Genomic DNA, 12815 nt, shown 5'->3' with positions numbered 1-12815 from the left:
CGGGTGGTACGATGTCGATGTATCCTTTCACGTTTTCGTCGCAAATGCGTCTTCTGCCTGAGCTGGATGGCGCAGGCTCCACGGCCCCCGGGGTCGGCAAGCACGCCGACCGGCGGCGCGGCTGCGAAGATGCCGCGTCACGTTCCGGCATCGCACGCATGGCGCACCGGCCTTTCCACAGAATTCCCTTCAGCATAATGACGCCCATGTACAACGTAGCGCGCCTGCAGCGATCCTCAAGCGAGCGAGTTCGCCGCCTCTCTGACGCACCGGAGAATCGATCGGAGAGCGGCCGGTGAGCCCGCAGTTCGTACGCCTGAAGAACCTGATCGATGCCAATCACGGCACGCATCGAGGGTGGGTGCGCTATCTGCTGGGCCAGGCCGAGGGCGTCATCGGTCCGAACGAGCGCTTCCGCCGCATCACGCCTACAGGGGTCGGCCGACTCGTCTTCGTCTGCCTCGGCAACATCAACCGCAGTGCGTTTGCGCACGTGGTCGCTGCGCACGAAGCGGCCGAATGCATCTCGATCGGCCTGTCAACGACCACCGGTGCCCCCGCCACCAACATGGCGCAGGACGTTGCGCGCGAGTTCGGGCTGTCGCTCGAGCAGCACACCGCCACCGACATCAGCAAGTACGAGCCGCGAGAGGACGATCTGCTGCTGGTGATGGAGCTGCGTCATGCACACCGCCTGGTGAGCCGCGGCATTCCGCCCGGGCAGATCGCCCTGCTCGGTCACTGGGCGCGCCCCATCCGCTACCATATCCACGACCCGGAAAAGCTCTCGCGCGAATACTACCGCAGCTGCTTCAGCGTGATCCGCTCCGCCGTGGTCAATCTGGTGTCCGAGCTCGAACGGGCCGGCAGCCCGAGCATCCCGCGATGAATGTGTTCCTGACCTTCGATATCGAGATCTGGTGCAACGACTGGAATGCGCTCGATGAACGCTTTCCCAGCGCCTTCCGGCGTTACGTCTACGGTCGTTCACCGGCCGGCGATTACGCACTGCCGAAGACCCTGGAGATTCTCAACCGCCATGGCCTGCAGGGCGTGTTCTTCGTCGAGCCGCTCTTCGCCGCGCGCTTTGGTGTCGAGCATCTCGCGGAAGTCACCGCCTTGATTCGCGATGCGGGCCAGGAGGTGCAGATGCATCTGCACCCTGAATGGACCGACGAGATCAGCCCGCCGGTCTTCCCCGACAAACCCTTCAAGCGCCAGCACCTGATCCATTATTCGCGCGAAGAGCAGACCGAGTTGATGCGCCGTGGCCTGGCCCTGCTTGCCGCAGCGGGAAACCCGGAGATCACCGCTTTTCGGGCCGGCAGCTTCGCGGCCAACGCCGACACGCTGGCTGCGGTAAAAGCATGCGGCCTCGGTGTGGATTCGAGCCTCAACATGCTCTATGCCTATTCCGGCCAGGATGTTCGCACGGAAGGGGATTTCTACTTCCCGTATGAGCGGGACGGGCTGCAACTGCTGCCGATGAGCATCTTTCGCGATGGCAGGGGACGGCTGCGCCATGCCCAGGTGGGTGCCTGCGGCGTTGCCGAGCTTTGTCAAGCAATCGAACGCTCGGCCGAACACGGCCACCCCTGCTTCACGATCTTGTCCCACAACTTCGAGATGCTGCGCGCCGGTGCAAGCCAGCCGGACCGCATCGTCGCAGGCCGCTTCGAAAGGCTATGCCGGTTCCTCGGCGCGAACCGGGACGATTTCCCGACTGCCGGGCTCCGGTCGGTGCCGGCCTTCGGCAAGGCGCCGGCGAATGCGCCCCTTGCCGAGGCAGGACGGCTCGCCACCCTTCGCCGCCTTGCCGGACAGGCGGCCCGGCGGCTGCCGATCTGACAGACAAGAACACTGATGAGCGAAACATCCATAACGAACGATCCGCCCTGCTTCGTACTCGGCATCGAAACCCAGATCGGCGTCGGCGTGATCCGCGAACTGGCCCGGGCGGGCGTTCGCGTCATCGGCCTCGCCAGCCGCGAGCGCTCGATCGGGCTCGCTTCGCGCCACCTCGAGCGCGGCGTGGTGGTCGGGCCGGCCCGCAACGATGCCCTCGTCCAGTGCATCCGCGCACTTGGCGAGGAATACGGCGGCGCCATCCTGCTGGGCATTTCGGAGACCGACCTGCAGTGGCTCATGACGCACCGCGACACCTTCGGCCCCGTCAAGGTGATCGCCCCACAGCCTGACACTTTCGCCCGCGTGCTCGACAAGGCCCGGACCCTGGCGCTGGCAGAAAGCGTGGGGATCCGCGTGCCCCGCACCCGCGCTGCCGAAAGCCTGGAGGAATGGGAGGCAGCCTGCGCGGAACTGAACTATCCGGTGGTGGTGAAGTGGGCAGACCCGATTGCCGCCATGCCCCGCCTGCGCGAGCATGGCCTCGCTTTGCAGAAGCTCGAATATGCTACCGATGCGCCGAGCCTGCGCCGGATCGGCGAGCGCTTCGCCGTTGCCGGGATCTGGCCGCTGATCCAGGAATACTGCCCGGGGCGCGGTCTCGGCCAGTTCTTCTTCATGCACGAGGGTCAGGTGGTCCGCCGCTTCCAGCACCTGCGCATCGCCGAATGGCCGCCGGAGGGCGGCTTCTCCAGCGTCTGCGACGTGGTGCCGCTGTCGCAGCATCAGGCGCTGCAGGAGCGCTCGATCGCCCTCCTGCGGGCGATCGGCTGGGAAGGTTGCGCCATGGTGGAGTACCGCCTGGATGAAGCCACCGGCGAGGCGGCGCTGATGGAGATCAACGGCCGCTTCTGGGGCAGCTTTCCGCTCGCGGTGCAGGCCGGTGCCAGCTTCGCCAGCCTCGCCTACCACCTCCAGGGACTCGGCCGCACACCGGCGCTGCCGCCGCTGCGCGAGACCTTGCGCTGCCGCATGGTATCGACCGAAGTGAAGCGCCTGGTGCGCCTCCTCTTCCAGCCCGGCAGGATCCGCGACCCTTTCTTCGACATCCAGCCGGGACGGGAGCTGTGGCGCTTCGCCCGCGACTTCCTCCGTCCGAACACTTGCTACTACCTCTGGGATCGGCGCGATCCCGGCCCCTTTCTCGCCGATATGCGCAACTACGCGCTACGCCTGTCCAAGTCTTGAGCCCTGCGGTGTGACGAGACGATCGCCGAGAAAGAGCGGGATGCCGAAAATACGCCGCTCGGGCACAACGGTGGGTTCACTCTGCCACCCCTTGCTCGCCACCCACACCCGCGCCGCCACGGCGAGCGCCAGCAGGTTGTAGGGCAAGTCGAAATAGGCGAGGCTGAGAAAGGCACCGCCGATGGCGAAACCAACCAGGGACACCTGAATCATCGAGCCGAGCTGTACGCACCATTCGGTTTCGGCTTGCGCGCGGCCATGCTTGCGCAACCAGCCAGCGGTCCTCCAGGTGGACAGCCACAGGCAGAGGTAGATGATCAGGCCCACGAAACCATGCTCGCCGAGGATGTGGAAGTAGATGCTGTGGGCCGACACGATCATCGTCGGATCGGGTGCATACAAACCATAGACGAACTGGTTGTAGATGCTGAAACCGCCGCCGAAGAAATTCTCCTTGGCAATGTTGAACGCCATCCACCAGGCGTTGAGGCGTCCCATCGCCGAACGATCCTCCTCGTAGGTCCGGAGGGTGCCCATACGATCCCACCAGGTGTCGGGCATGAAGGACAAGAAGACCACTCCGCACAACAGCATGACGACCGCCGTAGCGAATTTGTTTTTGCCCCGCCACCAGAGCAGCATCAGCATCGCGCTGACCCCAAGCAAAGCGCCACGCGATTGCGAGCCCAGAATCGACACCCCGCAGAGCACCATCGCGACCGTCATCGCGTGCTTGTGCCAGGCCTTGTGCAGCGTGGTCTGGAGGAAGCGGAGCAAGGGCAAGGTCATGATCAGCGCCACCGCCAGCGAGTTGTTCTCCTCGATGTAAGACCCCGAAGGCCCGCGCACATGGAACGCCCCACCGGTAGACAAGGTGAAGATGCCGCCCTTGACGCCGAAAAAAGCCACCGAGAGCGCGAGCACCCACGCAAACACCATCATTTCCCGCTTGGTCCGGACCAGCATCAGGGTGACAAGGACCATCAGATCGATCTTCAGCACCTTCTCGAGCATGCCCAGGCTCGCCGCAGTATCGAAGGCGAACACCGTGGTGATGCACATCCAGCCGATCAGGATCACCAGCCAGGTCACCGGAGCTCCGATGAAAGGGTTGCGCTTCTCCTTCGACGCAAACAGCCCGACCAGGGTGCAGACGGCGATGAACATCGCCACCGGCGCATTGAACATGAAACCCCAGGACAAACGGTGCGGGTTCATGATGCTGAACCAGGTCCACATCATGGCGCCGACGAAGGGATGCCGGAGCGCCAGCAGCCCCCCCGGAACGACGATCATCAGCAGGATCAGGTCACGCATTCGAACTCATCCTCGAATCGATTCAGCCGCGGCCGCGGCGTGCAACCGCGCGGTAAAGACGAAGCCACTGCTCGCGTACGGCAGGCCATGCGTAAGCGCCGGTCGCCTCCCTTCCGGCTGCGCGCAGCCGGCCGGCGAGTGCGGGATCGCGCAATACATCGACTGCCGCCCGGCCCATGGCCTCGACATCGGCCACAGGCACCAGCAGGCCGGACACACCCCGCTCGACCACGTCAGGAATGCCCCCGGCGTCGGTGCTGACGACCGGCACGCCGCTGGCGAAAGCCTCCAGAATCGAGATCGGCATGTTGTCGACGGTACTCGGGTTGAGCATGCAGTCGGCCGCATCGTAAAGGGAGGGAATGTCGGCATTATCCACCCGGCCGCAGAAATCGACGCTGGACGCGAGGCCGAGTTCCGCCACCAGGGCCTGCAGCCGCGCCAGCTCCGGCCCGCTGCCGGCGACCGTGAGGCGGGCGCCGGGAAAGGCTTCGCGAACGATGGCAAAGGCCCGGATCGCGGTCGGAATGTCGTAGATCGGCTCGAGGTTGCGGGTGACGATCAGGTGGGGCGCATCGCCGAAGGGCGGGCGCTCGCGCAGATGAAAGCGGGACAGGTCGACGATGTTCGGGACGATCGTCGCCTCGAGCCCGTAGCGGGCGAAAACGCGCTGCAGGAAGCCCGAGGGCGTGACCCGCGCATCCGCCCGGGCAAGCGTGGCCAGGACGTGACGCGGTGCATTGGCAAAGAAGCGGTCGGCATTGCCGCCCCGGTAGTTGATGATCACGCCGGCGCCCCGGGCACGGCCGATCCAGGCTGCGGGCGCGGCGAAAAGATGCCAGGCCCAGCCGGAATTGGCGAGGATGTGCATGACCTCGACCCGCCCCGCCGCCGCCCATAGCTGCCACAGGTAGGGAAGGAGGCGGAAAAGCGCACGCAGCACTGGGACACGGCCGACCCACTGCGGCCGATAGGGCGGATTGTGGCGCACGAGTTCGACCTCGAGCCCATCACCGCGGAGCAGGCGAACGAGCTGTTCGCACTGGTTTGCCATGCCTCCGGACGGCGGCGGCAGCGGCCCAACGACACACACCGTGGGCATGGCTTCGCCTGCGGCCATGGACGAGGAAACTTCAGACATCCTGGGCTGCGTCATGCCGCCCCTCCGGCAGCCGCAGCCGCTCCCTCGGCGAGGACTTCGTCGAGCAGGCCGAGATGGGCCTGCCAGCTGTAGTGCTTCAGTACGCATTCGCGCGCCGCACGCCCCATGTCCTGCCGCCCGCTGGCGTCGGCCAGCAGGCCGACCACGCCTTCGGCGAATGCCTCTGCGTCCTCGGCCACCACGCAGTCCCAGCCGTCCTCCGCGGCGAGCCCCACCGCAGGTGCTGCAGACAGCACCACCGGGCGTGCCATCGCCATCGCCTCGAGCACCTTGTTCTGGATACCGCGCGCGATGCGCAGCGGCGCCACCACGACATCGGCGTGGGCCAGGTAGGGACGCACGTCCGGAACAGTGCCGGTGACGGTGACCGCCTCGCCCGCCAGTTCGAGTACCGCCGGCGCCGGGTTCATGCCGACGATCCAGAAGCGGACCTCACCGATCCGGGAGCGCGCCAGGGGCAGGATCTCCTTGGCGAACCAGCTCACCGCGTCGATGTTCGGCCAGTAATCCATTGCCCCGGTAAACAACAGCACCGGTCCACCGGGCGGATAGGGTGAGGCAAAGCCGACATCGGGCGAAAAATAGCTGGAATCGACCCCGTTCTGCATCACGCGAACCCTGTCCCCAGCTTCCGGGGCCGCGCGCCGGAACAGCGCAGCCTCGGCTTCGGTGACGAACAGACTGCGGTCGGCCCGGCGCGCGGCGGCGCGCTCGAAGGCGAGCAGCCGTGCCCCCTCGCGCCGGTAGAGCCAGGACAAGGGCCAGGGACGCTCGGCCGCATATTGGGTCCATTTGGCGGAATCGACGTCGCAGAAATCGACCACCGTGCGCTCGAGCCGCAGCGGCTTGAGGTACTGTGCCATCGGCCCCGAGAAGGTGACCGCCCGGGCGATGCGCTCGCGGTTCACGGTGGCGCGCACCCACTCGGCGAGACGCGCATCCCGATAATAGGGCAGGCTCAATGCCTCACTGCCGAGCAGCGCAGGCAGGCTCGCGATGCGCTTCCAGCGCGGGTTCAGCTCGATGGCGCAGACATCCTCGCACCATTCCTTAAGCCGCTCGACATGCACGCGGTCATCGGGATGATCGACGAAGGTGCCGAGGAAGACCCGGTGCCGCTGCGCGAGCTGGCGCAGGATATTGAAGGAGCGCACCTTGTCGCCCTTGTTCGGCGGATAGGGGATGCGGTGTACCAGATAGAGAATGGGCGGGCGCACGTCACTCATCCCTGCCCCCGGGCGAGTCGACGATAGACCGGTACGTAGTTGGCCACGCTGTTCTTCCAGTTGCGCACATTCTCGACGAAAGCACGGCCTGCGGTACGCATCCCGGGCCAGCGTTCGCGATGGGCAAGCATGTCGTCGATCCCCGCGGCCAGGGCATCGGCAGAACCCGCCTTGAACAGCTTGCCGGTCTCGCCATCGCTGATCAGTTCCTTGTGGCCACCGACATCGGAAGCCACGAACAAGCGGCCCTGTGCCATCGCCTCCAGCGGCTTGAGCGGCGTGACCAGTTCGGTCAGGCGCATCGAATGACGCGGATAAGCCAGCAGATCGATCTGATCGTAGTAGCGGCTGACCTCGCTGTGCGGCACGCGACCGGTGAATACCACCTTGTCAGCGACACCGAGCTGCTGTGCCTGAGCCTTGAGATTGGCGTCCTGCGGCCCCCCGCCGACCAGCAGCAGGCGCAGATCAGGGCGCTTCTGCAGCAACGCGGGGAAAGCATCGAGCAGCAGGTCAAGGCCTTCGTAGGCATAGAAGGAGCCGACGAAGCCCACCGTGGTGCAACCTTCCAGGCCGAGTTGGCGGCGCAGCTCGGGGTCGGCTTCGCCGGAGAGCTGGAAGCCTTCGACATCGACCGCGTTGGGAATCACGGTGACCTTGCTTGCCGGATTGCCGCGCGCCACGATGTCGGCCCGCAGGCCTTCGCAGATGGTGAAAGCATGATCGACGCGCTTGAGCGCCCAGCTTTCCAGCGCCCGCGTGGCACGGTAGCGCAGGCTGCCTTCGAGGGTCGTGCCGTGATCGACGGCGGCGTCTTCCCAGAAGGCACGAATCTCATACACCACCGGAATACCCAGCCGCCTGCCAACCCGGATCGCCGGAATGGCATTGAGCACCGGCGAATGGGCGTGCAGCACATTCGGTTTGAGTTCGCGCGCGAGCTGCTCCAGCCGGGTTTCGGTGGCGCGGATCAATCGCAGTTCGTTGATGCCTGCCGGCCCGGCTTCAGGAACGCTGCTGCGGTAGAAACGCAGCCCGTCCACGTCTTCGACCTCAGCTGCGGTCGCGCCCTGCTTGGGCGAAGTCAGATGAAACGTCTCCCAACCCAGTGCCCGCTGCTCGCGCAGGATGGCCGCAGTGCGGAAGGTGTAGCCGCTGTGCAGCGGAATGGAGTGATCGAGGATATGAAGGATGCGCATGAAGGGGAAGCTATCAGCATTTATTCTGTGGGACTGTGACAAGGTGCTCGACAGCACCCAGCCCGCCCCTACCGACGGCACAGGTGTGCAAGCCCAACACAGGCTGTTGAAATACAGCAACAGGCGAAACAGCGCATCTCAGATAAAGAATATCAGAGCAGGAAAACATGACATCAGACCCCGATCCACTGCCGGCTCTGCCCCGGAAGAACGAAGCGAACCACCTGAACCACAAATATGCTTAGAACCATTGCAGAGATGCTTGCCAGAAAATAACCGACCAAGGAGCCCGTCGGAAGGCCACCTGAGAACCGCTCAATCAACAGCTTCGCCGATGATATTACATAAGAATGTAAAAAGAAGAGACCGAAGCTCAGAGTTCCAGCCAGCCCGAACCACTTCGCCCCTCTCTCTCCCCAACGTCTGAACATTTCATACAAGCACAGCGTAAGCACTATTTTACCGATGCTGCTATACCAACTGTGGGTACCCTTTGCAAAAGCCATTTCACATGCAAACAATATTGCAAACACAACCATCAATGGCCAAAGTAAATATTTGAGCCATTTCGCCGCCACCTCCCGGTAGCGACTGCAGGCCATACCGAGCATCCACACCGGGATAAAGTGAACAAAGGATTTCAGCGGATCCAGATACCCTCTTGAAACAAACACAGGAATAAGCAATGCCAAGGGAAGCAAATAATAGAACCAGCCTTGCCGATCGAGCCAATGAAGCGCAGGCGAAGCCAGATAAAAAAGAATGATTGTCGGAATAAACCAGAAAGGAGCCAGATGACTTCCCGTTACTAGAAAAAACCCCACCTTTTCCCAAGGCTGAAAATCATAAAAATAGCTCGGCATATCCGGCCGCGGCATCACCACTGTAAACACAATCAGAGCCGGTAGGGACACTATGATGTACGGTAAAACTACGTAACGCGCTTTCTTCAACAGGTAATCAGATACCTGATATCGATCCGAGAGATGCTGAAACAAGAATCCCGCAATAAATAAAAACAAAATCGTTCCATTTGCGACCAAACGCTTAAGAACGCTCTCCATCAAGGGACTTGCAGACCAATCGAAACCGCTCAAACAATGAGTTGCGATGATCAAAGCAATAGCAAACCCACGAAAGTTATGCAGATGAACAAGATGAGCAGAAGATTTCGTCATGACATAACCTTCAAGCTTTCTTCATATATCGATACGTAGTTGTTGGTCACGCGCTTCTTCCAATAGCGCACATTCTCGGCGAAGGTACGGCCGGCGACGCGTGACCGGCAAATATCACCTTATCGGCGACATCGGGCTGCTGTGCTTCAGCCTTGAGATTGTTATCCTGCGGATTTCGGCCGATCAGCAGCAAGCGTAGATCAGGGTCTGCGCCTTCCGAGAGATGAAAGCCTTGGACGTCCATCAGGTTAGCAATCACCGTAATTCTGCACCACGATGTCGCTCCGAAGTCCTTCACTGTTGGTGAATGCATGGCCGACATGTTTTAGTGCCTAACGCCCACTGCTCGCGCAGGATGGCCGCAATATGAAGGGTGTAAGCGCTATGCAGTGGAATGAAATGATCGAGGATGTGGAGGATACGCATCGGATGGTCTCGGAAAAATTCGAGAAAGGGCTTGGTGGGTGGCGAGCAGACATGCTCAGCGGTGATCAGTCGCCCCACCCAAATCTTTCCGCCCCATGTATGAATCCGGTCAAATCAAACCACTGCGGCTAGGGCCGGTTCGCTCGTCGGCAGCACGTCGTCACGATGCAGGTTCCGCATGAAAGCCTCGAACATCAGCAGACTCCACAAAGGTGCGCTGTAATCGCGCGCGCCCGACTGATGAGCATCGACCAGATGCTGCAGGTAATCGCGGTTGAACATGCCTGTTGCAGCCAGCGTTTCACCCAGTACGGCCTCTTGCACGCGCTGCTTGAGCGGGCCGCGGAACCAGCGCGCGAGCGGCACGGCAAAGCCCATCTTCCGCCTGTAGAGGACGTCATCGGGCAGCAACGGCTCCATTGCCTTCTTGAACAGGTACTTCCCTTCGTTGCCCTGGATCTTCAGCGAGGACGGCAAGGTGGCGAGCCATTCGACCAGCTTGTGGTCCATCAGCGGCTCGCGTACTTCCAGCGAATGCGCCATGCTGGCGCGGTCGACCTTGGTGTTGATGTCGCCGACCAGATAGGTCTTGAGATCCAGGTACTGGATCAGCGCCAGTGCATCGTCGGTGTCGGCCTTGGCCGCATGGCGGCGGAACACGTCGAGCGCATCGTAGCCACCGAGCTTGCGATGGAAATCGGTACTGAACAGCTTGCTGCGCATCTCGCCGCGCAAAATCGACACGCTGTGGAAATAGGCTTCGACGGAATCGCGCGCCATGGCCTGGAACGTGGTCTTGGCGCGGAACACGCGTGGCGCCCAGTCGGCCTTGGGATAGACGCGGCCCAGCATGCCGAAGAGCGGCTGCCGGACGGCTTGCGGGAACGCCGCACGCAGACGCTCCTCCATCAGGTGCGAACGATAGCGCCGGTAGCCGCCGAAACTTTCGTCGCCGCCGTCGCCCGACAGCGCCACCGTGACCTTCTTGCGCGCAAGCTGGCACACGCGGTAGGTGGGGATCGCCGAACTGTCGGCGTAGGGCTCGTCGTAGAGCGCGGCCAGGGTGTCGATGAGGTCGAAGTCGTCGGACTTCACGATCTCGACAAAATGATTGGTGCGGTAGCGGCCCGCGACCATCTGCGCGAATTCAGATTCATTGAACTTCGGATCGTCGAAGCCGATCGAGCAGGTATTGACCGGTTCATCCGACAAGCCCGCCATGGTGGCGACGACGGCGCTGGAATCCACTCCGCCGGACAGGAAGGCGCCCAGCGGCACTTCGGAGATCATGCGCAGGCGCACGGATTCGCGCAGGCGCTCGGTGAGCTCGGCAGTAGCATCGCCAAGCGACAGCGGATTGTCGAGCGTGAAGCGCACATCCCAGTACTGCTTCGGTTCAGACACCGGCTGGCCGCGACGGATGCACAGCGATTCGCCCGACCCCAGTTTCTTCGCGCCGAGGAAGATGGTACGTGGTTCGGCCACGTAGCCCAGCGCGAAATATTCCTCCACCGCCAGCGGATCGATGCGGCGGTCCAGCCCGGGGTGCTGCATCAGCACCTTCAGCTCCGAGCCGAAGGCCAGCGTGCCATCGTCCAGCAGCGCGTAGAACATCGGCTTGACCGCCAGGCGGTCGCGCGCCATGAACAACGTGTCGCGCTTGCGGTCGTGAATCGCGAAAGCGAACATGCCGCGCAGCCGCTGGACGCAGTCCTCGCCCCAGGCCTGCCAGGCATGAACGATGACTTCGGTGTCGCTGCGGGTGCGGAACACATAGCCCAGCGCCTCGAGCTCAGGCACGAGTTCCTGGAAGTTGTAGATCTCGCCGTTGAAGACGATGGCGACCGAGCCGTCGTCGTTGAACAGCGGCTGCTGGCCGGTGGCAAGGTCGATGATGGACAGCCGGCGATGCGCCAGCGCGACACCGGGCTCGAAGTGGTAGCCTCCTTCGTCCGGCCCGCGATGGTGCTGAATATCATTCATGCGCCGCATCAATTCACGGTCGAAGTCGCGCTTGCCGCGCGTGTCGAAAAGGCCGGCAATGCCGCACATGCTCAGTCATCCTTGCTCAGTGAGAACGCCGCTGCAACAAACGTTCGTAAAGTTCGGTATAGCGCGCCACCATGCCATCGAGGCTGAAGCTCTGCTCCGCCCGCAGGCGGCTGGCCAGTCCATGTGAATTCCGCAGCGCAGCATTCGAAGCGTAGCACATCAGCGCCTCGGCCATCGTGACCGGTTCCTCCGCCGGAACCAGAAGGCCTGTGCGCTCCGTCTCGACCAGTTCGCCATTGCCGCCCACATCGGTCGCCACCACTGGCAGACCACTGGCCATTGCCTCGAGGATGGTGTTGGAAATGCCTTCCGCCCTGGATGGCAGAGCGAAGATGTCCAGGCTGCGCATCACATCGGGCACGTCCTTGCGTTCGCCCGCCATCCATACGACGTCGGCCAGGCCTTGCTGCCTGATTTCGTCCTCGATCGCGGACCTGAGCGGGCCGTCTCCGGCAATGACGAGCCGCAGGCGCGCCGCAGCCTCGCCCCCGTCCCGGCGCGCAATGGCAAAGGCGCGGACGAGGTTGAGCTGGTCCTTGACGACCTGCAGACGGCCGACAGTGCCGACGACGAGCACCTCCCCGGTACCGAAGGGGCTGCCCTCGAGCGGAATGCGTGCGCCCCCGGGTGCGGGATGAAAGCGAACCGTATCCACACCGTTGCAGATGCGCTCGACGCGCTCCGCCACCACACCGACGCGCTCCACCAGATAGCGCTCGATATGCCCTGAGAGGGCGACATAGTGTTTGACGAAAGGACTGTAGGCGCGGCGAATGCGCTGATTCTTGCGCAGCGTGCCACCAGGATCGGACACATCCCAGCCGTGTTCGCCATGCACACGTGCCCGCACACCAGCCGCCCAGGCCGGTACCGCTGCTTCCAATGCGGCGAGGTTGCGCGTATGGACGATTGCCGGCCGGTACTGGCGGAACAGCCGGAACAGACGCGGATACAGCTTGATCCCATGACCAGGCGGCTTGTTCAGAGAGATAAACTCGACACCGGGAGCATGTACCCGATGCGTGAAGCCCGGATCGCATTCGGTCAGCGCAACGACGCAATGCCTGAAACGCGATTCAGGCATGTGATTGATCAGGTTCACCACCCCATTTTCAAGGCCACCGACACTGAAACGGTAGACCACATGCATGAGCAGAACCTG

General features: G+C 62.9%; 11 protein-coding genes. 3 read left to right on the top strand and 8 right to left on the bottom strand.

From position 1 onward, the window contains the following. Nucleotides 1-295: 295 nt before the first annotated feature. Genes NX068_RS08715 through NX068_RS08705 form a run of 3 tightly spaced genes read left to right on the top strand, consistent with a single transcriptional unit; the run spans nt 296 to nt 3093 of the window. Nucleotides 296-889 carry an arsenate-mycothiol transferase ArsC gene (locus tag NX068_RS08715; protein WP_263460875.1) on the top strand — a complete coding sequence of 198 codons (594 nt, stop codon included), beginning with the start codon at nt 296-298 and terminating at the stop codon, nt 887-889. Then, entirely contained in the window at nt 886-1848 is a 963-nt protein-coding gene (locus NX068_RS08710) for a polysaccharide deacetylase family protein (protein ID WP_263460874.1), read from the top strand. Before NX068_RS08715 ends, NX068_RS08710 begins: the two co-directional genes overlap by 4 nt. Nucleotides 1849-1863: 15 nt before the next feature. After that, entirely contained in the window at nt 1864-3093 is a 1230-nt protein-coding gene (locus NX068_RS08705; RefSeq protein WP_263460873.1) for a carboxylate--amine ligase, read from the top strand. On the opposite strand, the gene NX068_RS08700 is transcribed toward NX068_RS08705, so the two are convergent. The 8 genes from NX068_RS08700 to NX068_RS08665 form a co-directional block, all read right to left on the bottom strand. After that, a complete protein-coding gene (locus NX068_RS08700) occupies nt 3073-4410 on the bottom strand; it encodes a putative O-glycosylation ligase, exosortase A system-associated (protein ID WP_263460872.1) in 1338 nt (445 codons plus the stop codon). The two genes, NX068_RS08705 and NX068_RS08700, sit on opposite strands and share 21 nt — an antisense overlap. A 22-nt stretch (nt 4411-4432) precedes the next feature. Next, on the bottom strand, nt 4433-5551 hold the full coding sequence (locus NX068_RS08695; RefSeq protein WP_263460871.1) for a glycosyltransferase family 4 protein: 1119 nt from the start codon (nt 5549-5551) through the stop codon (nt 4433-4435). 11 nt (nt 5552-5562) lie between these two features. Beyond that, nucleotides 5563-6798: a TIGR03087 family PEP-CTERM/XrtA system glycosyltransferase gene (locus NX068_RS08690; protein ID WP_263460870.1), complete on the bottom strand. Its 1236-nt coding sequence runs from the start codon at nt 6796-6798 to the stop codon at nt 5563-5565. After that, nucleotides 6795-7997, bottom strand: coding sequence for a TIGR04063 family PEP-CTERM/XrtA system glycosyltransferase (locus NX068_RS08685; protein ID WP_263460869.1), 1203 nt, complete (start codon nt 7995-7997; stop codon nt 6795-6797). Before NX068_RS08685 ends, NX068_RS08690 begins: the two co-directional genes overlap by 4 nt. A 173-nt stretch (nt 7998-8170) precedes the next feature. Next, entirely contained in the window at nt 8171-9175 is a 1005-nt protein-coding gene (locus NX068_RS08680; RefSeq protein ID WP_263460868.1) for an acyltransferase family protein, read from the bottom strand. Nucleotides 9176-9221: 46 nt separating this feature from the next. Beyond that, the gene (locus NX068_RS08675) at nt 9222-9497 is read right to left on the bottom strand and encodes a hypothetical protein (RefSeq protein ID WP_263460867.1); all 276 of its coding nucleotides are present in this window, start codon (nt 9495-9497) and stop codon (nt 9222-9224) included. Between the two features lie 218 nt (nt 9498-9715). Next, a complete protein-coding gene (locus tag NX068_RS08670; RefSeq protein WP_263460866.1) occupies nt 9716-11653 on the bottom strand; it encodes an XrtA/PEP-CTERM system amidotransferase in 1938 nt (645 codons plus the stop codon). A gap of 16 nt (nt 11654-11669) precedes the next feature. After that, the gene (locus NX068_RS08665) at nt 11670-12803 is read right to left on the bottom strand and encodes a TIGR03088 family PEP-CTERM/XrtA system glycosyltransferase (protein WP_268740104.1); all 1134 of its coding nucleotides are present in this window, start codon (nt 12801-12803) and stop codon (nt 11670-11672) included. Nucleotides 12804-12815 lie beyond the last annotated feature (12 nt).

Origin of the sequence: Thauera carbonicopians (assembly GCF_025699485.1) — a bacterium.
GTDB lineage: Bacteria > Pseudomonadota > Gammaproteobacteria > Burkholderiales > Rhodocyclaceae > Thauera.
Note: the sequence above shows the minus strand (reverse complement) of the source record. Positions and strands in the feature narration are given on the sequence as shown.